15 protein-coding genes and 1 pseudogene are annotated in these 26,308 nt (G+C 46.0%); 11 read left to right on the forward strand and 5 right to left on the reverse strand.

Features of this window, described 5'->3' with window-relative positions; all coding sequences use genetic code 11:
* The first annotated feature begins 82 nt into the window (after nucleotides 1-82).
* From petE to MIC7113_RS39265, 4 genes and pseudogenes are all read left to right on the forward strand, one after another.
* Nucleotides 83-499 (forward strand): plastocyanin, encoded by a 417-nt coding sequence (gene petE, locus MIC7113_RS17955; RefSeq protein ID WP_015183589.1) that lies wholly within the window; start codon nucleotides 83-85, stop codon nucleotides 497-499.
* Between the two features lie 292 nt (nucleotides 500-791).
* Entirely contained in the window at nucleotides 792-1,496 is a 705-nt protein-coding gene (locus tag MIC7113_RS17960; protein ID WP_015183590.1) for a rhomboid family intramembrane serine protease, read from the forward strand.
* A 169-nt stretch (nucleotides 1,497-1,665) separates the two neighbouring features.
* Nucleotides 1,666-2,400: a rhomboid family intramembrane serine protease gene (locus tag MIC7113_RS17965; RefSeq protein WP_015183591.1), complete on the forward strand. Its 735-nt coding sequence runs from the start codon at nucleotides 1,666-1,668 to the stop codon at nucleotides 2,398-2,400.
* A 234-nt stretch (nucleotides 2,401-2,634) separates the two neighbouring features.
* Nucleotides 2,635-2,694, forward strand: a pseudogene (locus MIC7113_RS39265) (biotin/lipoyl-binding protein); the annotation flags it as partial.
* Nucleotides 2,695-2,824: 130 nt separating this feature from the next.
* On the opposite strand, the gene MIC7113_RS17970 reads toward MIC7113_RS39265, so the two are convergent.
* Nucleotides 2,825-3,799, reverse strand: coding sequence for a heme o synthase (locus MIC7113_RS17970; protein WP_041780976.1), 975 nt, complete (start codon nucleotides 3,797-3,799; stop codon nucleotides 2,825-2,827).
* Between the two features lie 93 nt (nucleotides 3,800-3,892).
* Entirely contained in the window at nucleotides 3,893-4,843 is a 951-nt protein-coding gene (locus tag MIC7113_RS17975) for a COX15/CtaA family protein (protein WP_015183593.1), read from the reverse strand.
* Between the two features lie 816 nt (nucleotides 4,844-5,659).
* On the opposite strand from MIC7113_RS17975, the gene MIC7113_RS17980 reads away from it, so the two are divergent.
* The 6 genes from MIC7113_RS17980 to glgB all read left to right on the forward strand — a co-directional run bounded on the left by MIC7113_RS17980 (nucleotide 5,660) and on the right by glgB (nucleotide 17,400).
* Complete coding sequence (locus tag MIC7113_RS17980) at nucleotides 5,660-6,697, forward strand: cytochrome c oxidase subunit II (protein ID WP_015183594.1); 1,038 nt, start codon at nucleotides 5,660-5,662, stop codon at nucleotides 6,695-6,697.
* 121 nt (nucleotides 6,698-6,818) lie between these two features.
* Nucleotides 6,819-8,579, forward strand: coding sequence for a cytochrome c oxidase subunit I (ctaD, locus tag MIC7113_RS17985; protein WP_015183595.1), 1,761 nt, complete (start codon nucleotides 6,819-6,821; stop codon nucleotides 8,577-8,579).
* Nucleotides 8,580-8,634: 55 nt separating this feature from the next.
* Nucleotides 8,635-9,258 (forward strand): cytochrome c oxidase subunit 3, encoded by a 624-nt coding sequence (locus tag MIC7113_RS17990; RefSeq protein ID WP_015183596.1) that lies wholly within the window; start codon nucleotides 8,635-8,637, stop codon nucleotides 9,256-9,258.
* Between the two features lie 412 nt (nucleotides 9,259-9,670).
* Nucleotides 9,671-11,629, forward strand: a complete 1,959-nt coding sequence (locus MIC7113_RS17995) for an alpha-1,4-glucan--maltose-1-phosphate maltosyltransferase (RefSeq protein ID WP_015183597.1) — start codon at nucleotides 9,671-9,673, stop codon at nucleotides 11,627-11,629.
* 420 nt (nucleotides 11,630-12,049) lie between these two features.
* Entirely contained in the window at nucleotides 12,050-15,460 is a 3,411-nt protein-coding gene (gene treS, locus MIC7113_RS18000) for a maltose alpha-D-glucosyltransferase (RefSeq protein ID WP_015183598.1), read from the forward strand.
* Nucleotides 15,457-17,400 carry a 1,4-alpha-glucan branching protein GlgB gene (glgB, locus tag MIC7113_RS18005; RefSeq protein ID WP_015183599.1) on the forward strand — a complete coding sequence of 648 codons (1,944 nt, stop codon included), beginning with the start codon at nucleotides 15,457-15,459 and terminating at the stop codon, nucleotides 17,398-17,400. The genes treS and glgB overlap by 4 nt, the downstream gene beginning before the upstream one ends.
* A 97-nt stretch (nucleotides 17,401-17,497) precedes the next feature.
* Here the strand turns inward: glgB and treY are convergent, their stop codons facing one another.
* Nucleotides 17,498-20,287, reverse strand: a complete 2,790-nt coding sequence (treY, locus tag MIC7113_RS18010; RefSeq protein ID WP_015183600.1) for a malto-oligosyltrehalose synthase — start codon at nucleotides 20,285-20,287, stop codon at nucleotides 17,498-17,500.
* A 486-nt stretch (nucleotides 20,288-20,773) separates the two neighbouring features.
* On the opposite strand from treY, the gene MIC7113_RS18015 reads away from it, so the two are divergent.
* A complete protein-coding gene (locus MIC7113_RS18015) occupies nucleotides 20,774-22,054 on the forward strand; it encodes a glycosyltransferase (RefSeq protein WP_015183601.1) in 1,281 nt (426 codons plus the stop codon).
* Between the two features lie 157 nt (nucleotides 22,055-22,211).
* Here MIC7113_RS18015 and treZ (MIC7113_RS18020) read toward each other — a convergent pair whose 3' ends face one another.
* Nucleotides 22,212-24,044 carry a malto-oligosyltrehalose trehalohydrolase gene (gene treZ, locus MIC7113_RS18020; protein ID WP_015183602.1) on the reverse strand — a complete coding sequence of 611 codons (1,833 nt, stop codon included), beginning with the start codon at nucleotides 24,042-24,044 and terminating at the stop codon, nucleotides 22,212-22,214.
* Between the two features lie 285 nt (nucleotides 24,045-24,329).
* Nucleotides 24,330-26,159 carry a malto-oligosyltrehalose trehalohydrolase gene (gene treZ, locus MIC7113_RS18025; protein ID WP_015183603.1) on the reverse strand — a complete coding sequence of 610 codons (1,830 nt, stop codon included), beginning with the start codon at nucleotides 26,157-26,159 and terminating at the stop codon, nucleotides 24,330-24,332.
* Between the last annotated feature and the right edge of the window lie 149 nt (nucleotides 26,160-26,308).

Genomic DNA, 26,308 nt, shown 5'->3' on the forward strand with positions numbered 1-26,308 from the left:
AGAAGTGGACAAAGGAAAGAACGGTAAAGACTTGCTCTAAGATATTAATAAAGAATTCAATGGCGAATTTTCGGAGAAAATGATGAAATTTAAAGCCGCAATTACACGCAGTGTCGGGTTGCTACTGTCTACAATTCTGCTGATAGTTGCTAGCTTTGCCTTATCGGCAACACCTGCATCCGCAGAAACCTATACGATTAAGATGGGTACCGACAGCGGAATGCTTCAGTTTGAGCCATCATCCGTCACAATTAAGCCAGGTGACACAGTCAAGTGGGTGATGAATAAAGTTCCTCCTCACAACGCAGTCTTTGATGATACTAAAATCCCTGGCGGAGAGAAGGCGTTGGCGAAGAAGTTATCTCACGACAAATTAACCTTCGCTCCGGGTGAGTCTTTCGAGACGACTTTCCCCGGCGATACCGCGCCCGGAACCTATCCTTTCTACTGCCAACCTCACCGGGGTGCTGGCATGGCAGGCAAGGTCATTGTCCAATAATTAAGGTTTTAATTATTGTGTCGAAATTGCTAATCACTTGGTCGTTTTGTGGATTGGTTTTCCCCAACTGAAGGGATGTTTCTCTATTCATTGGGTAAGTGTTAATCAAACCAAGGATATCTCTGCCCATGTTCTGATGTAGTTGAACAGGGCAAGTAATTTTTTCAATTCCCTCTTTTGCAAAAAAAAAACCTCTCTTGGGAGAGGTTTTTTTTATGAGATACGAAGGAAGACAAATCAAGAGAGTTAGGATAGGGTTTTTCCATGTTTGGATAGATAGGAAAGAACTGTAGTGTTTCCCATTAGCGATCACAATCCGACGCGCATCACCCCTTACGTCACTTATGCCCTGATTGGCGCAAATGTCTTTATTTTTCTGTATCAGCTAAGATTAACACCGCCCCAACTGGAGCAGTTTTTCCAGTTATATGCTGTTGTGCCTAAAGAGTTAACCGCAAGTTTCGGTGGCATCCCCGTCAATCAAAGCGTGCCAGAACCCCTAACCTTGGTAACCTCTCAGTTTTTACATGGTGGTTTTTTGCATATTTTGGGCAATATGCTGTTTTTGTGGATTTTTGGCAACAATATAGAAGATAAGTTAGGACACATTAAGTACATTATTTTTTATATTACTTGTGGTGTTCTAGCCGCTTTGGCTCAGTGGTTTTTCTCCATGCAATCGGGTATTCCTTCCTTGGGTGCCAGTGGCGCGATCGCTGGGGTGATGGGAGCCTATATACTGAGGTTTCCCCATGCTAAAATCCGAACTTTAGTATTTCTCGGCCCACTCATCGTCTTCCCCGATATTCCAGCTATTTTCTTCTTGGGCATTTGGTTCCTACAGCAAGCCTTATACGGCATTGCCAGTTTGAATGTACCCAGTAATATCGGGATGGAGAGTGGGGGAGTAGCTTACTGGGCGCACGCGGGTGGATTTGTTTTCGGAGCCATTCTTGGCCCCTTGCTTGGGCTGTTTTCTGAGGATTCTAGAGGATGAACCTTCTAGCTGTCAAAACAGCCAATGCCGGAAAGGTATGAATTCCTCTATCTATAGTTCAATTGTTTTTGGTTGAAAAAAATCAGATATCTATCTATAGCTGGCAGTCAGGGCAAGCCACATTAAGTTATGTTTCTTTTAGTTGAGTAAATCAATAGGAAAAAGGCTTGTGGTTCCCCTACGTGATGAAAATCCGATAAGAATAACTCCTTATGTCACTTACGCCCTGATTGCCGCCAATCTCTTGATTTTTATCTATGAGCTGACTTTGGCTGGGCCTCAACTTGATGGATTTTTCCATCTTTTTGCGGTTGTTCCCAAAGAACTCACTTACAGTTTTAATGGTATTTCTGTCAATCAGCCAGTACCAGAACCCCTGACTTTGATCACCTCACAGTTCCTCCATGCGAGCTTTACTCATGTGGGGTTTAATATGTTGTTTCTGTGGATTTTTGGTAACAATATTGAAGAGGAACTGGGTAGGGTTAAGTTTTTAATTTTTTATCTAGCTTGTGGGGTATTAGCGGCTCTTACCCAGTGGTTTTTCTCCATGCAATCTGGTGTTCCTTCTTTGGGTGCCAGCGGTGCGATCGCAGGCGTTATGGGTGCTTATATTCTTAAGTTCCCTAGGGCTAAGGTCGTTACATTCCTGCCCCTTGGTTTCTTTTTCACAACCGTAAGAGTCCCTGCCCTGTTTTATCTAGGTTTTTGGTTTTTGCAGCAAGCCTTTAATGGGGTAACCATGCTAGAAGCCCCCGCGAATGTTGGGATGGAAAGTGGTGGAGTTGCCTACTGGGCACATGCTGGTGGCTTTGTTTTTGGCGCAATTCTCGGCCCTTTATTGGGGTTATTTGCTCCTGACACCAAACCCCCAGCTTATACTACAGAACCGGACTCGTACTAATTTTTCACGAAGCTTTTAATAAATAAAAAAGTAGTTTGCGTAAATACTGCGTGAACTACTTCTATCTTGTCAACTTTTTGTTGAATTAGAAAGTAGGGATTGATTAAATGAATACCAGCAAAACCACGCTGCTCAGACAGCCAATATGAGGTAATTATTAAATAATGTAAAGAAGATGAGAGGTAGTACCTTTTTATAGATAATTTGTATTTTCTATGAAGACTATTAAATCTTTTAAACAAGGTAAATGTCAAGGAAGGTCAAACGGTAAAAACAGGGCAAGTGCTGTTGTAACTAGAGTCTGATGTTGTCCGCAACGACATTCAGCAGGTCTTTTCTCTGTATCCGTTTAATACCTAAAACCATAAAAGAAGGGAGCACGAGGCTCCCAATCATTTTAGTTTTACCAAACAGAATCTATCCCTTAACCACCAATCAAGATAGCGCTGACTAGGGTTTGCAGATTTTCCGTTAAACCTGTTGTAACTTGTTGCATGATGGGCAAGCTATCGACAACCATTCCCGTACATAAAAGCATCATGTAAAGGATGGAATATTTAAACATGGAACGGGCTAATTGCTTATCTGTTGGTGCTTGTAAGAGTTGCCATGCTTTTTGGATAAAAATGATTCCCAACCATACTGCGATCGCACCATAGACCACACCCAAGGCTCCCAAGGGATAAATCAGCAAGAGGGAAGCCGGGACGACTAACAGGGTATAAATCCAAATCTGACGAGTCGTGGACTCTTCACCCGCCACCACCGGCAGCATCGGAATCCCAACTTTGGCATAGTCATCGCGAATCATCAACGCTAATGCCCAGAAGTGGGGGGGTGTCCACAGAAAGACAATGGCAAACAGTAACCAAGCCACCCAACTCAATTCACCTGTCACGGCAGCCCAACCAACTAGTGCTGGGATCGCTCCGGCTGCACCACCAATCACGATATTGTGGGGAGTATGGCGTTTGAGTAAATGAGTATAAATAGCCATGTAGAAGACAATACCGGACATGGCTAAAAGGGCAGACAGCAGATTAGCGAATACCGTAAGTAGGGTGAAAGAGAGCAAGCCTAACGAGATCGCAAACAACATGGCATCACGGGGCTGCACCTTACCCGACGGAATCGGGCGATGACGTGTGCGCTCCATATCGTAGTCGATGTCGCGATCATAAATGCAATTAAGGACTTGGGCGGAAGCCGCTGCCAGGGTTCCACCCACCAGAGTTACTAGCAGCAAAAAGGGGTCTACTCGTCCATCCGATGCCATCCACATCCCCGCCGCTGTCGTAATCAGTAGCAGTGGGATAATCCGAGGCTTGGTCAGTTGATAGTAGCTTTGAATAACTTGTAGGAAGTTTTCATGTTGACGGGAGACACTTGTCCCAACCATTACTTCACCAATTTCCTTTTTTTCAAACAATACGCGCACTGTTTTCCACACCAGTCTGAACTGTGGCAGTAACGCGGTTAAACCCAAATCGGTTTAGCTAGCAGCGGCGGCATCTGGGGTAGTAGGACTCATCGGGTTAGCGGCAGCACGGTCACGCAACGCTAAGACTGTAAACGCAACCAGGATTCCCAGTAAAGCCGCCCCCACGGCTTGATGTGAAACGGTCAGCAGTTCAACTTGCAAGTGTAACCAAAACGTGGCAACACCGAGGATAACCTGTAAAATCACCATGACTCCCGCTAACTTCGCCAATCCCCGCAGTGTGGGATGGAGTGCAGGTGTCCGCCATGCCAGAAACACAACCGCTAAGGTTGCCAAGGTGGCAGGTACCACACCCGCGATATGGCTATTCATCACCACGCACAGTTGATATCCGGCAAAGCATTGATGTAGGGCCCATTGGGAGGCGACCAATCCACCTAACAGACTCTGCACATAAATCAGAATCGCCGCCGTTAAGCTGACCCAAGGCAACTTACCAACAGCACCAGTGCCTTGATAGGGCAGGAGCGCACAACCAATCACTAGCATAGTGTTGAAAAATAATAGCGCACATGCCAGGTGGGCGGTAACGATATCAAATCGCAGCAGTTGCGTAACCGTTAAGCCACCTAGAACACCTTGGAAAATAATTAGACCTAAAGCCAATGTAGAAGCCCAAGGCAGCCAGTTAGGCAATGAGCGTCGATACCACCAGGATAGCCCTGAAAGCGCGATCGCACTCAAACCAATCAAAGCTGCATCCAGTCGGTGAAACCATTCCAAAAAGACTTGGAGGTTCATCTGTTGGAGGGGCAGCCACTGACCGAAGCATTGAGGCCAATCCGGACAAGCAAGACCTGCATTCATCACCCGTGTGGCACTACCCACAGCCATCAACAGTAGCGTCGCGATCGCAATTTTCCAGACAAAGCGACGGATACGGTCTTTCGGTTGAGATGGCTCTTGAGTGGTATCCGACCGATAAAGGACTGATTCAGCCATAGCACCAATTGCAACCTAATTTAACTTAACTTTTTTGGCAGAAGCCTGCCGTTACTTCTACAGGTCTAGCAGGAAATGCTGACCGAAGAGAGTATCGACTCATCTGCCACTTAACATCTGAGGTCGGAAGATGGGCAGACTCCCCTTACCACTCTAATGACCCTATTGCTAGAGCTGATAGAGTTTTAGAGATTTTTCAGATTGTGAGCTTACCCATATAACCTAGAAATACTCTGTATAAAACTTCACATTTTTAACGATACACAAAGTATTCCCTGACTCATTTTGCGTAAAGACTTTATGCTCTGACGGGCGCGATCCCAAATAAATTGCTAAAAAATGACTAAGAAAAAAGCCTGCGTATCCTCTTTTACTGATAACCTGGCTTACCGTAGTAAATGACCACAACAGAGAAACTTAAAGGCTCAAAGTGTCAATCTGAAGCTAAATTGGGGAAAACATGGAGAGGAACGTCCTCATTGAAGACGGAACTTATCCCTTTCGAGGGAGTGCAATTAGCGATTCTAGCAGTGTAATAGGCTAGAAACGCATACCTTAGGGCATAAACAAAACAGATTAACCCATAAGAAGCAAGCTGCAATACCAGTCCTTTACTCGTGGCAGCGACCAGCAGCCCCCAAGTGTATGACCTCAACGGCCCCATCCGTTAAGGCGGTCTGAACCGAACCATCTGACATGATTACCTGTTCAGGGATTTTAGGAGAGTCATCTTCCGCTGCTTTTCTTGTGGGCTTTGATTCTTGCCACTCCTGTTGTGAACGAAGTCTTGTATAAACTCCTAAACTAGCTCATACCGTGAACATTCCAAGTCAAATTGCAACCCTGCTGGCTGGCATCGTCTTGACCCTGATCAGCCTGTGGTATGGACAAAACCACGGTCTCATGCCAGTGGCAGCATCAGACGAAGCGGCCCAAGTGGACGCACTCTTCAACATGATGATGACCATTGCCACAGGCCTGTTTCTGCTGGTAGAGGGCACACTCATTGTTGCAGCGATTCGATATCGCCGCCGCCCAGGTGACAACAGCGATGGACCACCCATTCATGGCAATATTCCTCTAGAAATTGTTTGGACAGCGATTCCTGCTGTCACCGTCCTGATTATCGCGGTCTATAGCTTTGAAATTTATAACGCGATGGGAGGACTCGATCCCATGGTGTCTCATGACCACCATCACGCTCAGGTTGCCCATGCCGACGAGATGTCAACGTCTTCAGCCAATGCGGGCAAAAATCTGATTGCTCTCGACCCCAGTCGCGGCTCCATCGCCTTGGGACTGGGTGCTTCTCCAGAACATCGAGGCGAACCCGTGCCCATGACGGTTAATGTTATGGGACTGCAATATGCTTGGCTGTTTACCTACCCTGAAAGTGGTGTAACCACAGGGGAATTGCATATCCCGGTGGGACAAGAAGTACAGCTCAACATCTCAGCACAAGACGTTCTGCACGCCTTCTGGCTACCAGAGTTTCGCCTCAAGCAAGATGCGATCCCAGGACGTGAGACTCAACTACGCTTCACACCCAATCAAGTGGGTCAGTACCCCATTGTCTGTGCCGAACTCTGCGGTGCGTATCATGGCGCAATGGGAGCTCAACTCTTTGTTCAGACCCCAGAAGAATTCCAGGCATGGCTGCAAGAGCAGCAAGCCGTTGCCAGCAACGAAACGTCAGAGAAAACCCTTGCCGCTGCCAATCCAACCGAGCAGTCGAGTGATGAATTTCTGGCTCCCTATACCCAAGACATGGGGATTTCATCGAAAACTCTGGAGCAATTGCACTCCTCCCCTGAACATCTGGCTCAGCATTTAGCCGTTAGTAATCAACTGTAATGGGTTGTCCTTAAAGAGTTGTAGGTTAACAGGTTACCGGTTGGCACGTTGTTCATAACCTTCAACCCCTTAAACCTTCAACTCTTTAAACCTTCAAACGCATAGACAACAGATAAAGCGCATGACACAAGCAGAGCTTCAAGAACAAGCCAATAAGCCTGCCCATGCCCCAGGACATGGCGCGACGAAATGGCAAGATTATTTCACCTTCAACACCGATCACAAAGTCATTGGGATTCAATACCTAGTAGCGGCGTTCTTCTTTTTCTTCGTCGGTGGCATACTAGCAACTATCATTCGTGTGGAACTGGCAACCCCAGCTTCCGATTTTGTTAGCCCGGAAAATTACAACCGCATCTTTACCATGCACGGGACGATCATGATCTTCCTGTGGGTGGTGCCGGCGGGAACGGGTGCCTTCGCCAACTATCTGATTCCCCTCATGATTGGCGCAAAGGATATGGCATTCCCGAAGTTGAATGCCGTCGCCTTTTGGATGAATGCCGTTGGTGGAATATTGCTCCTCACCAGCTTCTTTGTCGGGCCAGCCGAGGCGGGTTGGACATCTTATCCGCCCTTAAGTACGATCGCAAGCAAGGCGGGTGAGGCAATTTGGATTCTCAGCATCCTGATTGCCGGGACTTCCTCGATTTTGGGGGGTCTGAATATTGGCGTCACCATCTTAAAGATGCGGGTGCCAGGAATGAGCTTGAATCAGATGCCGTTGTTCTGCTGGTCGATGCTGGCAACAACAGCCCTTCAGTTGCTTGCTACCCCAGTGTTAGCAGCCGCTTTGATTTTGCTTTCCTTTGACTTACTCGCCGGGACAACATTTTTTAACCCCACGGGCGGGGGAGACCCAGTCGTTTACCAGCACATGTTCTGGTTTTACTCCCACCCGGCAGTTTATATCATGATTTTGCCTTTCTTTGGGGCGATTTCGGAAGTGATTCCAGTACACGCTCGCAAGCCCATTTTCGGCTATCGGGCGATCGCCTATTCCAGTATCGCCATTAGCTTTCTCGGTCTGCTGGTGTGGGCGCACCACATGTTTACCAGTGGCACCCCAGGCTGGATGCGGATGTTTTTCATGATCGCCAGTATGATCATTGCCGTGCCCACTGGGATTAAAATCTTTAGCTGGTTGGCAACCCTCTGGGGGGGCAAACTCGCCTTGGAGAGTCCCATGCTGTTTGCCATGGGCTTTATCTCTGTGTTTGTGATTGGCGGCATTACCGGGGTGATGGTGGCCTCAGTGCCGTTTGACATTCACGTTCACGACACCTACTTTATCGTTGCTCACCTCCATTACGTGTTGTTTGGCGGTAGTGTTCTCGGACTTTATGCCGGGTTTTACCACTGGTTTCCCAAAGTCACAGGGCGGATGTACAACGAAACTCTGGGTAGAATGCACTTTGTTCTCACCTTTATTGGCTTTAACTTGACCTTCATGCCCATGCATGAGTTGGGTTTGTTGGGGATGAATCGACGCATTGCTGTTTACGACCCGAAGTTTCAAGCTCTCAATGAGTTAGCCACCATCGGTGCAATCCTCATGGATACGTCGATTATTCCCTTCATTATTAATGTGTTTTGGAGCTTGGCTCGTGGGAAAAAAGCGGGTGACAATCCTTGGAGAGCTTTAACCCTAGAGTGGATGACCTCTTCACCGCCAGCGATTGAAAACTTTGAGGGAGTACCTGTTTTGGCGACTGGCCCTTATGACTATGGTATGGGCGATCGCGAATATCAGACCTATGTCCCCTTATCCAATGAACGGGAACCTGCATTAGCCGCTGGCCCCAACTCCGCTTTACGCGCCGACCCTGATCCCACGGTGGCAGTCAATCCCGAAGACCGTCAACCCAAGGATAAAAGTTGATTCGGCTTTTGCCAGAGGTCTCATGACTTCATACTTCACACTTCAATAGAGGTTTATGCAAGGTTCAACCATTGACGAATCGAAAACAGCCCTAAATTATCACAATGCGCCTGGAGCAAGTGCTGAACACGAAGAACATCCCGACTTCCGGATGTTTGGCGTGGCAGTGTTCCTGGTGGCTGAGAGTATGATTTTTCTTGGCTTATTTACCGCTTTTTTGATCTATCGTGCCATCCTACCGGCTTGGCCCCCCGAAGGAACACCAGAATTAGAGCTGCTGTTGCCTGGAATTAATACCTTGATTCTGATTTCCAGCAGTTTTGTCATGCATCGAGGTGACACAGCCATTAAGAAAAACGATGTTTCCGGGTTGCGGTTTTGGTACACTATCACCGCGATTATGGGGGCAATCTTTCTGGCTGGACAGGCTTATGAGTATGCTCATCTAGGATTTGGCCTGACCAATAATGTGTTTACCAGCTCCTTTTTTGTGCTCACCGGCTTCCACGGTTTGCACGTCACGGTGGGTCTGCTGCTAATTTTATCGGTATTATGGCGCTCCCGAAATCCAAGTCACTACTCGGCTGAAGAACACTTTGGCCCAGAAGCGGCAGAACTTTACTGGCACTTTGTTGATGTAGTGTGGATTGTTCTGTTTACCCTGGTGTATTTGCTTTAAGTCTTGTGTTCGATGCGTTGTCAGTGTATCAGCCCCCAGTAGGGGGTTTTTTCTTGCCAATTTATTCACTGTAGGCGAGGGAGCGATTTAAACAGATTGGAATAATGAGCTACTTTTAGCCCTATATAAAACCACAATACAAACTTTAATTTTTTTATCGTTTATAAAAAGAAGTGTTTATTTCGATTGCAATACTATTAAGACAGATATCAATGATACGCTAGATCAAGAAAAGACAGATCAGCTCATTGAAAGTATCTAAAATTGGCTCAAAAAAGTAACGCCAATGTCATTAAAAATTGGCATATTTGGGGGCATCTTGCCATTCATTCCACCCTAGGATGGAGTAGACTTTCGAGTTCGATTTCTATAATTCTTAAAAAATTTTCCATCAAGTAGAGGGAGACGTTTAATGCTGCCGAAGGAAGGTAGACAACGAGTCCAGATTGAAGGAGTCTCGCCAGAAATTGATGGGGGTCGTTTTCCCATCAAACGAACAATCGGTGAAAAAATCCAGGTTGAAGCCGATATGTTTTGTGATGGACACGATATGATCACAGGTGTGATTTTATACCGTCCAGAAACATCTCAACAGTGGCAGGAAGCACCACTATCTCCTTTGTTCAATGACCGATGGCAAGGAGAATTTAGCGTTTCTGAGATAGGGAGTTATGTCTATACCATCATGGCTTGGGTAGACCATTTTAAGTCTTGGCGGCGAGACATTCTGAAAAAGATTGACGCGGTACAGGTTGCACCCGTCGATTGGCTGATTGGCGCTCAATTGATTGAGGAAACGAGTCAGCGAGCCTCAGGTGATGATGCCGAACAATTGCAGACTTGGTCGAATGCTCTGCGTTCCCATGCCAACGCGAACAATGGCATCCTTGAGGACAAAATCGTGTCACCGCACTTGGCTTTCCTCATGGACAAGTATCCTGACCGAACATTAGCCTCCACTTACGAAAAACTGCTCAAAGTTACCGTTGACCGAGAAAAAGCCCGCTTCAGCACTTGGTACGAACTATTTCCCCGTTCCTGTGGTGCACCGGGAGAACATGGTACCTTCGCCGACTGTATCAACCGTCTTCCCTACATTGCCGATTTGGGCTTTGATGTCCTCTACCTACCGCCCATTCACCCGATTGGTGTCACCTTTCGCAAAGGGAAAAACAACACCGTTGTCGCCGAACCTGGAGATGTGGGAGTGCCTTGGGGCATTGGTGCTCCAGAGGGAGGGCACAAAGCGATTCACACCCCACTCGGTACCCTAGAAGACTTCCGAAAATTAGTCAGTAAAGCGGCGGAGTATGGCATTGAGATAGCCTTAGACCTCGCTTACCAGTGTTCCCCCGACCATCCATACGCGCGAGAGAATCCCCAATGGTTTAAGCGTAGACCCGATGGGACAATTCAACATGCAGAAAATCCACCCAAAAAGTATCAAGATATTTACCCCATAGACTTTGAAACCGAAGACTGGCAAAACCTGTGGGAAGAGTTAAAAAGTATTGTGCTGTTTTGGATTGACCAAGGGGTAAAAATCTTCCGCGTGGATAATCCCCACACCAAAGCGTTTCCATTTTGGGAGTGGATGATTGGAGAAGTTAAACAAGCTTATCCCGATGTGCTCTTCCTGGCAGAAGCCTTTACCCGTCCTAAAGTAATGTCTCGCCTCGCCAAGATGGGCTTTAGCCAGTCCTATACTTATTTCACTTGGCGCAATAATAAGTGGGAATTGACCGAGTACATGAAGGAACTCACCCAAAGTGAGGTACGCGAGTTCTTTCGACCCAACTTTTGGCCGAATACGCCGGATATTCTCCATGCATTTCTCCAACACGGCGGACGACCGGCTTTTATTCTGCGGTTAGTTCTCGCCGGAACCTTAACCGCCAATTATGGTATTTATGGGCCAGCCTTTGATGTTTGTGAAAACCGACCGATTCGAGAAGGCAGCGAAGAATACTTAGATTCGGAAAAATATCAAATCCGGGAATGGGACTTGAATAGCCCTTACACCATCAAAGATTACATTGCACGGGTGAATCGCAGCCGTCGAGAACATCCAGCTTTGCAGAGTAACAATAGTATCCGCTTCCATCACATTGATAACGAGGAGATTATTTGTTACACCAAACAAACTGAAGATTTGAAAGATGTGATGCTGATGGTGGTAAATCTCAATCCCTACCATACCCAATCCGGCTGGATTCATTTACCCTTAGAGTCATTAGGAATCAAACCCGATCAACCCTACCAAGTTCATGATTTGCTCAATAATGCCCAATACACTTGGGAGGGTGGTTCTAACTATGTTGAACTCAATCCCCATATCACTCCAGCTCATCTTTTTTGGATTCAACAGTAGCCGTGTGAATTGATGGAAATCAACAGGACTGGCTAAAGCCATCAGGAGTATCCCGTCTTTGCCGACAGAGGAAACTCCATTCGACGCCTCCCCTGAATCAGGGGAGGAAATCTTGTCACATTTATATTGGTCTGGGTTGATTAATCTTGGTTTTCTGTGCAGCGATGTACTGTGGAAGAGAATCGGTAATCATAATATAGCGACCCATTACCGATTACCCATTAATGTCCTTTATTGTTTTCATAGCCAATATTAGACTGGCTATATCTCACTAAAGGAATATATCTGATCATTGAGAGTTAGATATATTTTTTTGAGTGTAGGTAAGTTCAAGGGCAGCTTTCGATTGATGGTTGCTCCCTGAACTTAGCTATTGCAACATATCCCTGAATCTAAAACCTAAAGTCTAAAAACTATTTCATGCAAACTGATCACTCGATATTGAAAGACGATCCCCTGTGGTTTAAGAATGCCATCATTTACGAGGTGCCTGTTCGTGCCTTTGCTGATAGCAATGGTGATGGCATTGGTGACTTTCGGGGACTGACAGAAAAACTGGATTACTTACAAGATTTAGGCGTCACGGCACTCTGGGTACTCCCATTTTTTCCATCCCCCCTACGGGATGATGGGTACGATATTGCCGATTACACCAGTGTCAACCCCATCTATGGCACATTAGACGATTTCAAAGAATTTTTGGATGCGGCTCATCAACGTGGCATTCGCGTCATTATCGAGTTAATTATCAACCATACCTCCGACCAACATCCCTGGTTTCAGCGGGCACGTCGGGCACCCAAAGACAGTGTAGAACGGGATTTTTACGTCTGGAGCGATACTCCTGAAAAGTACCAAGAAGCGCGAATTATTTTCCAGGATTTTGAAACCTCGAACTGGGCTTGGGACCCCATCGCCAAAGCTTACTACTGGCATCGCTTTTACTCGCATCAGCCGGATTTAAACTACGACAATCCTGCCGTGCGCCAAGCCGTCTTTGAGGTTTTGGATTTTTGGTTAGAAATGGGTGTGGATGGGCTACGCATGGATGCGGTGCCTTATCTGTATGAGCGAGAAGGAACGAACTGCGAGAACCTGCCAGAAACCCATGCTTTCCTGAAGCAGATGCGTAAGCATGTAGACGAAAAGTTCCCCAATCGGATGCTGCTGGCGGAGGCCAATCAATGGCCTGAGGATGCGGTGCAATATTATGGGGCTGGGGATGAATGCCACATGAACTTCCATTTCCCCCTGATGCCTCGTTTGTTCATGTCCCTACGGATGGAGGATAGTTTCCCCATTAGTGACATCCTCCAGCAAACCCCTGCGATTCCCGATAACTGTCAGTGGGGATTATTCCTGCGGAATCACGACGAACTGACACTGGAAATGGTCAGTGATGAAGACCGGGATTACATGTATCGGGTTTATGCACAAGACCCGGAAACAAGACTTAACTTAGGCATTCGTCGTCGCTTGGCTCCCTTGTTGGGGAATGATCGCCGCCAGATTGAATTGCTCAATAGTCTGTTGCTCTCTCTCCCCGGCACCCCTGTACTTTATTACGGGGATGAAATTGGCATGGGCGATAACATTTATGTCGGCGATCGCAATGGTGTTCGCACGCCGATGCAGTGGAGTTCGGATCGGAATGCGGGTTTTAGTCGCGCCAATCCCCATAAGCTGTATTTACCCGTGATCGTGGAGTCGGAATATCACTATGAGGCGCTGAACGTAGAAGCGCAACGGGGGAACCCAAACTCCCTGTGGTATTGGATGAAACGCCTAATTGCCACCCGTAAGCGGTTCCAAGCCTTAGGCAAAGGCAGCTTTGAATTCTTGCACCCAGAAAACCGGAAAGTACTCGCCTTCACGCGCACCTATCAAGACGAACACATCTTGGTGATAGCGAATTTATCCCGCTTTGTTCAGACGGTGGAATTAGACCTATCACCCTTCAAGGGTACGGTGCCGGTGGAGATTTTTGGTCGAACCGAGTTCCCACCAGTGGGAGAGTCGCCCTACTTCCTCAGCGTGAGTCCTTACTCGTTTTACTGGTTTACGCTCAAGCTTCAACCCAGTTCACTACAATCCTCTAAACCTCAATCCACATTGCCGACTTTGGTGGCTAATGGCAAGTGGCAGAGTGTTTTTTCTCAACTCCAGTCGAAAGCGACGTTGGAATCTACCCTGCCCGATTATCTATACACCTGTCGTTGGTTTGGTGGCAAAGCCCGGACGGTGCAATCTGCCAATATCACCGAGATGATTCCGGTGTCCTACAAGGACATGGAGGCTCAGATGGTGTGGTTACGTGTGGATTATATCCAGGGCGACCCAGAAACGTACCTGTTGCTACTCGCTTATGCCGAAGGTGAGCAAGGAATGCATCTTTTGGCAGAAAAGCCTCAATCAATTGTGGCTTACTTGCAAATACCAGGAAACGAGGAAACTGGGGTGCTATTCGATGCCGTTGCAGATAAGAACTTTTTAATCTTCCCCTTGGAGGCGATCGCTCACCATCAACGTTACAAAGGGATGGCAGGGGAATTGGTCACCATGTCTACCGATCTATTCCCCCAACTCTACAAAGATGGCTCTAACATTGACCCTTCCCTAATTAAGGGTGAGCAAAGTAATACCTCGATTATTTATGGCGTTAGCGAAGCGGGACGCGAAAGCGTCCCTCGCTTCATCTTGAAACTGTTCCGCAAAGTGGAGGAAGGCATCAACCCGGATTTGGAAATTGGGCGCTTCCTCACCGAAAAGAAACTCTTGGAACACTTTGCTTCAATTGCTGGGGCTTTAGAGTACCGCCGTCCCCGCGCTGAAACCATGACGGTGGGAATCTTGCAAGAGTTTATCCTCGATACCCGCAGTAGCTGGGAGTATACCCTGGATAGCTTGCGTACCTACTTCGAGCATGTTTCAATCCAGCAGGCGGAGATTACCGAGGTGCCGGTTCCTTCCGGTTCTCTCTTAGATTTGCAGGCAAGCGAAATTCCGGAATTGGCGTCCCTCACCATCGGTTCTTATCTCGCTAGCGCTCAACTTTTGGGGCAGCGTACCGCTGAACTGCATATTGCTTTGGCGTCGAATACCGATGATCCCGACTTTACGCCAGAACCCTTTTCGTCCTTTTATCAGCGTTCCATCTACCAGTACGCCCGTAACCTCACCGGACAAGTGCTGCTGTTGTTGAAAAATCGCCTGAAACAACTCCCACCCAACACCCAAAGGTTAGCCCAGGCTGTCCTCAACGCGAGTGATCAGATTATGGGGCGCTTCCAGTTAGTCCTGGATCAAAAAATTACGGCAATGCGAACCCGGACTCATGGAGACTACCATCTGGGGCAAGTTTTGTACACGGGTAAAGACTTCATCATTATTGACTTTGAGGGAGAACCGGCGCGGAGTTTAGGTGAACGGCGGATGAAGCGATCGCCTTTACGAGATGTCGCTGGGATGCTGCAATCGTTTAACTACGCGGTTACCCAAGCACTCCGCAATGAAGTCGAAAGCGGGATGATTCGCCCTGAAAATTTGCCGTTAATGGAGCAATGGGCGCAGTTTTGGTTTTGCTGGGTGAGTTCAGCTTTTCTGAAGAGTTATGTGGAGGTTGCCAGTCAGGATTCTTTCTTACCCAAATCAAGAGCAGAGTTGGAAGTACTCCTGGATAGCTATCTGTTGGAAAAAGTAATTTACGAATTAGGTTACGAACTCAACAATCGCCCAGATTGGGTAGAAATCCCTCTACAACGACTGCTCCAGTTGCAAGAACTCACAACATCCGGAAAATACAGTCAATCTGAAGCTTTGAAGGAATCATGACTTATCAATTATCAGTCAATCAAACTCAACCGCAAGTGACCGACGGTTATGTCAGCTTGCTAACGGAGGATGACCTTTATCTGTTTAATGAAGGGTCACACTTCCACCTTTATGAAAAATTAGGCTCTCACCCCGTCGTGGTCAATGGCGAAAGGGGAACCTATTTTGCCGTGTGGGCACCCAATGCGACTGAGGTATTTGTTAAAGGGGATTTCAACGGGTGGCAGGATAATGGTCACCGCCTATCTCTGAAAGGAAACTCCGGGATTTGGGAAGGCTTTATTCCTGGAATGACCAAAGGTAGCCTCTACAAGTACCACATTGTCAACCACAATAGTGGGTACGCGGTAGATAAAGCCGATCCCTTTGCCAATTCTCAAGAAGTGCCGCCGAGAACCGGTTCAGTGGTTTGGGATACGGAATACACTTGGCATGACCAAGAGTGGATGGAAAAGCGCGATCGCATACAAGCCCTCGACGCCCCCATGTCCATCTACGAGGTACACTTAGGCTCTTGGATGCGAGTGCCGGAAGAGGGAAATCGCTACCTCACCTACCGAGAACTGGCCTCAAAACTGGCTGAGTATATCAAGCAAATGGGATTCACCCATGTTGAATTGATGCCGATTACCGAGCATCCTTTCTATGGGTCTTGGGGTTATCAAACAACGGGTTATTTTGCTCCAACCAGCCGCTATGGTAGTCCCCAAGACTTCATGTATATGGTGGATTACCTGCATCAGCAAGGCATTGGTGTGATTTTAGATTGGGTGCCGTCTCATTTCCCCACCGATCAGCATGGACTGAACTATTTTGATGGGACAAACCTCTATGAACATGCTGACCCCCGCCAAGGCTTCCATCCCGACTGGCAGAGTAGCATTTTTAACTATGGTCGCCATGAAGTCCGCAGTTTTTTGATTAGCAGTGCCTTTTTCTGGCTCGACAAGTGCCATATTGATGGACTACGGGTGGATGCCGTCGCCTCGATGCTGTATTTGGACTACTCCCGCAAAGAAGGAGAGTGGATTCCCAATCAATACGGCGGCAGGGAAAATTTTGAGGCGATCGAGTTTCTACGCCGCTTTAATGAAGCGGTTTACAAGCACTTCCCCGGTATTCAAACCATTGCCGAAGAGTCTACCTCTTGGCCGATGGTTGCCCGTCCCCTGTATGTGGGGGGTCTAGGGTTTGGACTGAAATGGGACATGGGTTGGATGCATGACACCCTCAGCTATATGTCCCAAGAACCGATCCACCGGAAGTACCATCACAATAAACTCACCTTCCGGATGCTTTACGCCTTTAACGAGAACTTCGCCCTACCCCTGTCTCATGATGAAGTGGTGCATGGTAAGGGTTCGCTGATTGGCAAAATGCCGGGAGATTACTGGCAGAAATTTGCCAATTTACGCTTGCTTTTTGGCTACATGTATGCTCAAGCGGCGAAGAAGCTGTTGTTTATGGGTGGGGAAATTGGTCAGTGGTCGGAATGGAACCATGATCAAAGCTTAGACTGGAATCTTTTAGAGAATCCCATGCACGGGGGTTTGCAAAAGTGGGTGGCTGACTTAAACCACACTTATCGCACTGAACCCGCCCTGCATGAATTGGATTTTGACTGGCAAGGGTTTGACTGGATTGATTGTAATGACACAGAGCAAAGTGTGATTAGTTTGGTTCGCAAGGGTAAGTCTGCCGAAGATGTGGTGTTAGCCGTTTGTAACTTTACCCCTGTACCCCGCTACAACTACCGCATCGGTGTTCCTGCTGAAGGATTCTGGCAGGAGTTACTCAACAGCGATGCCGGGGACTATGGTGGCAGTGGCATGGGTAATATGGGGGGCAAACAAGCAGAGGCCATTTCTCAACATGGTCAGCCCTACTCGGTGGATCTGACCTTACCCCCGTTGGCGATCGCTTTTTTCAAACTTTGTTAAAGGCGGCTTCTTCCTGAAAATATCCCCCATTATCGTCGATATAATGGGGGATTTTAAATTTATGAGGGTTCTACACCGAAATCACTGCATTGTGACTCTAGCTTTTCAGTAACGCTACAGGAAAGTGTTGCAGCGCCTTGCCAATGGACACAATGCCATCTTCAGAAAACGCCTGCAAAGAAATAGTATCTGTCCAGGATTTCGGCATTCCTTGAGGTAACTCAATGCGGGTATCCTGCCATACCGATTCCCCTAGGGGGAGTGCACCCGGTTCGATCAAGCTTGTCAGGAAGCGAGGTGCGATCGCAATCGCTGTCGTTTCACCATGCCGTCTGGCAAATGCCACAATATGATCCTTGAACGTTCCCGTCACGTTCAGAGGCAGATAATCTCCCTTCTGGAAAACGGTTAAATTCTCTTTTCTGGCCTGAAGAGCTCGGTACGTTAGGAACAGCTTAATTCGACCATCTTCCTGATTCGACAATAATTCCTCTATTAGCTTCAGACTATCGGTTTGTAATTTCTGTTTAATCTCCTGCAAACAAGAAATTCGCTGCTGGTAATCAACCGGACGACGGTTATCCGGGTCTACCATACTTAAATCCCAGAATTCTGTTCCCTGATAGGTATCCGGTACACCGGGCGCTGTATATTTCAACAATACCTGTGAAAGTGAGTTAAAAATTCCATAACCAGCAACCCACTTTTGGAAAGGAAGAAACTCCTTCATAAATTCATTCGAGTCAGAAGGCTCTAAAACTCTCTCCACAAAGGCCAGAAATTCCTCTTCATAAGCACTATCAGGGCGTAACCAAGCTGTATGCAGTTTAGCTTCTCTGACCGACTTGAGCATGTAGTCTTTAATCCGTCCAATAAACGAAGCATTTTCACTTTCATCAAACGGATAAGAACCCACTAAAGTTTGATAAAAGAAGTATTCATCATTAGGAACAGGAACAGCTCTCCCCCTCACCTCATTTTTCTTAGAGCGATTGAGGTGAATCCAAGTTATCACCTGTTTTTCCCATTCATCGGGAATTTCTGAAAGCACATTCAATCTTGCTCGAACATCCTCACCACGTTTGGTGTCATGGGTTGCCGTAGCATTCATCTTATGAGGCCAAGCGGCGCTTTCTTTTTGATTGGCTTGATGAAACTCGTCAATTGTAACGCCAAATTTCCCAGGATTGCCTCCCACTTCATTCAAGGCAAGATGTCGGTTATACACATAAAATAAGGTATCCTCAATCCCTTTCGCCATTAGAGGGCCAGTTAATTGTTGGAACCTCATGATGAAGTGAAGCCTCAAGCCCTTTTGTTCTTCGGTTAACCCTTGCTGCCAATCCAACAAGAGCAATCTTTCGATAAAGTTTAGTTCATTCAAAAGCAGGGGAATCCGTCCTCTGGCTTCTTCGATCGCTTCTTCGATGTAGATGCGATCGTCTTCACTTAACCCATCGCCATTGACGTAGGTACGGTAAACGGGGAAAAGGCACAGGACTTCTGAAAGCGTTCTTTTCAGACCATTCATGGTAAAGTCAATTCCCAATCGGGATTGACCTGCAATTCTTTTCAGGATTTGAGCCAAATTATCGACATCGCCCGCCAAGTTCTTCTCGACAATTAGGTTTTTCTTATCAAAAAATAGCTGTTCGTAATTGGTTTGGGCGCTATTTAGCTGAGAGTAGATATCGGTAAAGTGTTTCTCACTCTCCGTTTTGCAGAAAAGCCCATTGACGTAGTTCAAGAAATCATAACCACTGGTTCCCTGAATCGGCCAAACTTTAGGTAACTCTTCTTTAAGTTCCAAAATCTTTTCCACCGTGATATAGACATCCCCTGTTTTTTCCCGAAGTCGCTTCAGATATTCGGTTGGGTCATACAGTCCATCAATGTGGTCTATTCTTAATCCAGTTACTTTCCCTTGCTCAACAAGCTGACCTACCAAATCATGAGTTTTATGAAAAACTTTGAGTTCTTGAACTCTCATAGAAATCAGTTCATTAACGGTAAAAAATCTGCGATAATTGATTTCTTCCGCACCGACTTTCCAGAACGAGAGACGATAGAACTGTTCTTGTAGCAAACTATCCAGAAGATTGAAACTTTCGGGGTTGCCCTTTTCTCCATTAAACAGCTTTATATTACTATCAACAAAGTCTTTAATTTCAGGGTTTTGGTTGTAGAGTTCCCACAAAAGTACTTTGACAAAGGCTATCTGACCATATCGTTCCTTGCCTTTGGTTTCGTAGGGTACACTTTTGATCAGATGGAGAATACCCAGTAATTTGAGAAAATCGGGATGCCGCTTTCCTATTTCTCTTGCTACCTGTCCCAAATTCTGGCTGATGAACCGACCATAAGATTCAATACGGACAGGCAATTTTAAAGCGTAGTAATTGACGCTTAATTCGCTCTCTTCATAGTTGAGCTGAATCTCACCATTGTGCAAAGCTTCTCCATAAAAATTCCCCATCATTGGGGCAAGTATCCGTCCCTTAATGTCTTCATAAGTGTGTTCCCATTCAATGTCGAAGTAGCCAGAAAAATCAGAATCAATCCCATTTTCTAGAACATCCATTAGCCAAGCGTTTTGGCTATGATAAGCCATGTGGTTGGGAACAATATCCTGCACCCACCCCATGTCATGATTCTTGATTTCACTCACCAGTGCTTCAAAATCCTCTGCTGTTCCCAGTTCAGGATTCAGTTGAGTGGGGTCAACCACATCATACCCGTGGGTACTGCCTGGTGTAGCTTTAAAGATTGGGGAAGCATAAAGGTCAGAAATTCCTAAGTCAGCGAGATAATCAAGAATATTTTTTGCCGCTTCAAATTTAAATACTGATTGAAATTGAATTCGGTAAGTGGCTGTGGGAATCCGCATGGTTTAATAATGGCTCCTGATTATTTTTTTGAGGCTTCTGATGCTAGTGTGTGTCGCTTCAATCTGTTAAATATATTTTATATTCAAACGAGACACTGAGTACAGAGCATAGAAGAGCAAGGGAGAGAGATACTGATTTTTGAGTTTACCTTACTAGATATTATTGAGTATTTTTAAAGAGCATCCTTTATATTTTTGTATGGAAATCAGGCAATGTTTAAAATATATTTTATATACAGTGTTTTATTCCGAAACGGGTGTCCAGACTTGCAATTTTAAATAATTATCTTTCAATTTATTTATTGGCACCCATTTTTGTTAAGCTTTAAAAGCTTGAAAAGACGCTGCGACCACAATATTACTGCTATTTGAATTTTCTCTTTTTGTAAAAAATAAAACATCTTTCTAGGGGCAGAGAGTGTTTAGATAAATGGCAAGTAAAACTGATTAATTGAGATAGAGCAATTTACCAATAACATCTGTTTTATGTTGACTAAGGCCAGAGAATACGAGATTGTCAGCTATCGGCAATCGGTGCAACAAAAAGGGATGCTGCTCGTCCTACCCGTTCCCCTTCGGGCTAAAGGGAAGCAAATATTCCTAGAGTCCCAGGCTTGCAACGGCTTAGAGCAGTGGGCCAATAATTTTGGGTCAGTGGTCGTCGCTGCACCTCTATTGCCCGAAGCCCTAGCCACAGAAGGAAAAACCATGACTTGGCGGGACACAGCCACCTTAGCCGGACCCCATCGCTTTGAATTTGTGCCACTGCCTTGGGCTTATTCCCTCCCCAAGTTCCTTTCTAACTATCCTTCGGTACGAGCCTCTCTGGGCGAATTAATCTCACGCTGCCGTTATCTGCAATTTGCGATTGGCGGTTTGTTTGGAGATTGGGCAGCCGTTGCCGCCTTGGAAGCTCATAAACAGGGTAGACCCTATAGCATTCATACGGATCGCGTTGAACATGAGGTCATGCTGCGATCAAGACAGGGAGCAACACTCAAAACCCGACTAAAGTCGAGAGCCATGGCACCGCTGATCGCGAGTTACCACAAACAGATTATTAAGAATTGTGCCCTAGGTCTGTGGCATGGTCAAGATTGCTATTCCGCTTACAGTCCCTTTTGCCAGAACAGCCATCTAATTCATGACATCCACACAAAACCTTCAGATAGCATCGGCAATTTAGAGTTGTTTAAAAAAGCTCGGTGTGCGAAGAGTGATGAGACAATTCGCATTTGTTATGCCGGACGTATTGATCCGATGAAAGCGCCCTTGGACTGGGTAAAAGCTGTAGGCAGGGCGAGGGATTTGGGTGTGAATCTGCACGCCACTTGGATGGGTGATGGGTCTTTGATGACGGAAATGAAAGCCATGATTGCAGAGATGGGCTTAAGTTCTGTAATCGAACTGACAGGATTTGAGTCAGATCGAAAAAAAGTGTTTAAGAAAATAAGCGAATCTCACCTCATGTTGTTTACTCATGTCACCCCAGAATCGCCACGCTGCCTGATTGAGTCCCTCGTTCGCGGCACCCCGATTATTGGCTATCACAGTGATTACGCTGATGACTTGGTGAACAACCACGGTGGAGGAATGTTCGTGCCTGTGGAAAATTGGGAACAACTCGGCAATCTGATCGCTCAATTGTCGAACGACCGAGAACGTTTGTCAACACTAATCCAAGAGGCTGGCAAGAATGGAACCCGCTTCAATGATCAAGCGGTCTTCCACGAACGTAGTGAGCTGATCAAAAAGCATCTGGCCTGAGGCATAACAGATGAGTATAAACTATGACATTATCCCATGTGCCTTGGCTAGACTCCTGCTAGGGTGGGGCATATACTGATACTGATATTTTCTCTTCTCAATATCATCCCCAGTGAAGCCCCGCTCCCCGAACATCTAATACCCATTCTATTTTCATTCATGTTGCTAGAGTTTCTAGCTCATAGAGGGCAAAACTTTGTGGACGAATTGTTACTTCCTGCTCCCGGATTAGTTTTTCTGGCAAGGTAGAGCCTGAACCCATCCATTGCTCATCAGAAGAATCCAAAATTTTTCTCCAAATTCCACCGGGAGAGGGTTTACAAGTAACCTTATTCTTATTGAAGTTCATGATGCAGAAGATTTGGTCGCCACTACTTCCACGCCGAAGGAATAGGAGTTTATCTTCTTCAACGGCAGAGGCTTCTAGATTTTCCTTATCGAGTTGTTTCAGGGCAGGCAAGGTGCGACGTAATTGAATTAAATGCTGATAAAATTCTCGCATTACTTTGTGTTTACCTTCTTGCCGTTTATCCCAGTTTAACTGACATTGTTGAAACGTCTCAGTACTGAAGGGATCGATGAATTCTCCTTCTATATGAAAAGCGGCAAAATCTTTCTTTCTCCCCTCTCTCACTACCTCAACTAATTTCTGATCGGTATGACTCACGAAGTAGAGAAAGGGTGCATCTTCTGCATACTCTTCACCCATAAATATTAAAGGAATATTGGGAGCAAGCATGAGGACACCAGCAGCAAGTTTTAACCCTTTAAACGATACTAGATGAGTTAATCGTTCACCTAGCGCTCGATTGCCAACTTGGTCATGGTTTTGGGTAAAAACGACAAATTGATGACCGGGAATAGCGCTTGAATCACTGCCATGAAATTTTTTGCGGAATGGTGAGTACTGCCCGGAGTAGACAAACCCTTGTTTAAAAGCCTTTGCCATCTGTTCGCAGGTGCCGTAATCTTCGTAATACCCAGACTCTTCACCTGTTAGCAGGCTATGCAGACAATGGTGGAAAGCATCGTTCCACTGAGCATCTATACCATAGCCGCCTGATTCAATTGGACGAATTATCTTGGTATCGCTTAAATCATTTTCTGCTGTTAGATAAAATTTCTGACCTTGTTTTTTGGAAAGGGCATCAACGTTTTCTGCTAGTTCTTGTAGGAAATGTTTGACACCAATATCGTATAGATGGTCGCTAGCATCTAAGCGCAGGGCATCAATGTGATAGTTGTTAAACCAATACAGGGCGTTTTCAATAAAGTAATTACGCACACCGTAACTGTATTCACCATCAAAGTTAAGGGCATTACCCCAAGCTGTTTGGTAGTGGTTTGTGAAATACGGTGCATAATCACTGAAGTAGTTTCCTTCTGGACCAAAGTGATTGTAAATCACGTCGAGAATGATTGATATTCCCTGTTGATGCGCTGCATCGACAAGCTTTTTCAATCCTTCAGAACCCCCATAGGAATGCTGCGGTGCGAAGGGAAAAACGCCATCATAGCCCCAGTTTCGGTTGCCGGGAAATTGTCCAATTGGCATTAGTTCGATCGCATTCACTCCAAATTCGTGCAACTCTCTTAACCGAGGAATAATCGCTTCAAAGGTTCCTTCCGGCGTGAACGTGCCAACGTGCAGTTCATAGATAATCATTTCCTCTAAAGGAATGCCTGACCAATCGGCATCATTCCAGTTCATCTGAGTATGATCAACCACAGAGGAGGGGCCATGTACGTCCTTGGGTTGAGAGTGGGAAGCGGGATCGGGTCTATCTGCCTCTGCTCCGAGTTTGTAGCAATAAAGTGTTCCTGGCTCAATATTTTCAGCTAGCACTTTAAAATACCCCCATTCATCTTTTTGCATGGGAAGCAAACGCTGAACAGGGGATACTATTTGTACAGCTACTTCTTCGTGAGCGGGTGCCCAAACCGTAAATTCACAACGACCGTCACCAAGATAATCAGCGCCGATTTTCATCTTTAATTCCACGCACTGGAAAAAGGGAATTCGGTCTTGATTTTGTCCCTTTTCAACCGAGCTCGCATCCTTCTATTGGAATAAAGTTGAGGAGCAAGATTTTCTCCTTACTTCCTTTCCACCACAAGATTATCTACTAGACTACGGAAAAACTAAAGTTTTGAAACCCGCGTAGGCGGGTTTTGTTTGTGTAGCTGCGGTTTTAACCGCCTTTTCTATCGTTAATTTGACACCAATGCAGCACGCCTGCCTCAGACTTTGATGAAAAGGATTTTTTCAAGAGGTTTATTCTGCTAATGTTTCTAGCTGGTAGAGTACAAAACTTTGGGGAGCAATTGTTACTTCCTGCTCCCGGATTAGTTTTTCTGGCAAGGTAGAGCCTGAACCCATCCATTGCTCATCAGAAGAATCCAAAATTTTTCGCCAGATTCCACCGGTAGAGGGTTTACAAGTAACCTCATTCTTATTGAAGTTCATGATGCAAAAGATTTGGTCGCCACTACTTCCACGCCGGAGAAATAGAAGCTGCTGTTCTTCAACAGAAGAGGCTTCTAAATTTTGCTTCTCTAAAGTTTTTAGTGCTGGAACTGTACGGCGCAATTGTATTAAATGTTGATAAAGTTCTAACAGCACTTTGTGTTTACCTTCTTGGCGTTTTTCCCATTTCAGCGTAGACTGAGCAAAGGTATCAACACTGAAGGGATCGATGAATTCTCCTTCGGCATGAAAATCTGCAAACTCTCTTTTCCTTCCCTGTCTGACTGCCTCAACTAAATCCTGATCGGTATGACTCACAAAGTAGAGGAAAGGCGAATCTTCCCCATACTCTTCACCCATAAATAACATGGGAATGTAGGGAGAAAGAAGTAGAGCACCCGCCGCAAGTTTTAACGCATCAAACGATACTAGATGAGTTAAGCGTTCACCTAGCATACGATTACCAACTTGATCATGATTTTGAGTGCAAACGACAAATTGATGACCGGGGCGATCGCTCGCATCACTGCCGTGATATCTTCGACGATGAGGAGCATATTTCCAGTCGTAAATAAAGCTATCTTTATAGACTTTAGCTAGCTGTTCAACGCTGCCAAAATCTTGGTAATATCCCCTCTTTTCGCCTGTGAGCAATACATGAAGGACGTGATGAAAATCGTCACTCCATTGGGCATCCATCCCATGTCCACCCAACTCTTTTTCGCGGATGACGCGAACATCGTTTAAATCGCTTTCAGCAATTAAATAAAGTTTTCTGCCTCCAGATTGGGAAAAAGCTTCAACCTTCTCTGCCATTTCTTGCAAGACATGTTTCGCCCCCAAGTCATAAATAGCGTGGATGGCATCTAATCGCAAAGCATCAAAGTGATAATTCTGGAACCAATACAGGGCATTTTCAATAAAATAATTACGCACCCCGTCACTGTACTTATCATCAAAATTCATCGCCATGCCCCAAGGCGTTTTGTACATTTCCGTAAAATAAGGGCCATATAAACTGTAATAGGCTCCTTCAGGGCCAAAGTGGTTGTAAACGACATCGAGAATGACGGATAAGCCTTCGCGGTGAGCGGCATCCACGAGTTTTTTCAAGCTTTCAGGGCCACCGTAAGAATGCTGCACAGCGTAAGTATAGGCACCATCGTAGCCCCAGTTGCGATCGCCCGGAAATTGAGCAACGGGCATAATCTCAATTGCATTAACTCCAAACTCGCGCAACTCCCTTAATCGGGAAATCATCGCTTCAAATGTGCCTTCTGGGGTGAACGTCCCGACGTGCAATTCATAGATAATCATTTCCTCTAAGGGAATACCCGACCAACTCGCGTCAGTCCAATTCATCTGACTATGATCGACTACCTGAGAAGGCCCATGTACATCCTTGGGTTGATAATGAGAAGCGGGATCGGGTCGATCATCCCCTGCTATTTTGTAGAAATAAAGGGTTCCTGGCTCAATGCCTTCAGCTAATGTTTTAAAGTATCCCTGTTCATCCTTTTGCATCGGAACGAGGCGGTTTGCAGGAGACACAATTTGCACAGCTACCTCATCATGAGCAGGTGCCCAAACTGTAAACTCACAACGACCTTCACCTAAATAATTAGAGCCTATTTTCACTTTTAATTTCCTTCCTAGAGCTACGTTTATCGAAATCGAATCACCAAATTTTATATGTTGTTAAAGGGTCATCAACATTCTCATATCCAGCTATATTCTACAGGAAAACGGACAGCTACCCAAAAAATGCAACTCACTCCTGACAAAGA

It is taken from the genome of Allocoleopsis franciscana PCC 7113, assembly GCF_000317515.1.
Lineage (GTDB): Bacteria > Cyanobacteriota > Cyanobacteriia > Cyanobacteriales > Coleofasciculaceae > Allocoleopsis > Allocoleopsis franciscana.

Excerpts from the sequence above, each read along its gene's own strand:
- petE (WP_015183589.1), top strand. The coding sequence starts at position 83 with ATGAAATTTAAAGCCGCAATTACACGCAGTGTCGGGTTGCTACTGTCT.
- MIC7113_RS17970 (WP_041780976.1), bottom strand. The coding sequence starts at position 3,799 with ATGGTTGGGACAAGTGTCTCCCGTCAACATGAAAACTTCCTACAAGTT.
- MIC7113_RS17975 (WP_015183593.1), bottom strand. The coding sequence starts at position 4,843 with ATGGCTGAATCAGTCCTTTATCGGTCGGATACCACTCAAGAGCCATCT.
- ctaD (WP_015183595.1), top strand. The coding sequence starts at position 6,819 with ATGACACAAGCAGAGCTTCAAGAACAAGCCAATAAGCCTGCCCATGCC.
- MIC7113_RS17990 (WP_015183596.1), top strand. The coding sequence starts at position 8,635 with ATGCAAGGTTCAACCATTGACGAATCGAAAACAGCCCTAAATTATCAC.
- MIC7113_RS17995 (WP_015183597.1), top strand. The coding sequence starts at position 9,671 with ATGCTGCCGAAGGAAGGTAGACAACGAGTCCAGATTGAAGGAGTCTCG.
- treS (WP_015183598.1), top strand. The coding sequence starts at position 12,050 with ATGCAAACTGATCACTCGATATTGAAAGACGATCCCCTGTGGTTTAAG.
- glgB (WP_015183599.1), top strand. The coding sequence starts at position 15,457 with ATGACTTATCAATTATCAGTCAATCAAACTCAACCGCAAGTGACCGAC.
- treY (WP_015183600.1), bottom strand. The coding sequence starts at position 20,287 with ATGCGGATTCCCACAGCCACTTACCGAATTCAATTTCAATCAGTATTT.
- MIC7113_RS18015 (WP_015183601.1), top strand. The coding sequence starts at position 20,774 with ATGTTGACTAAGGCCAGAGAATACGAGATTGTCAGCTATCGGCAATCG.
- treZ (WP_015183602.1), bottom strand. The coding sequence starts at position 24,044 with ATGAAAATCGGCGCTGATTATCTTGGTGACGGTCGTTGTGAATTTACG.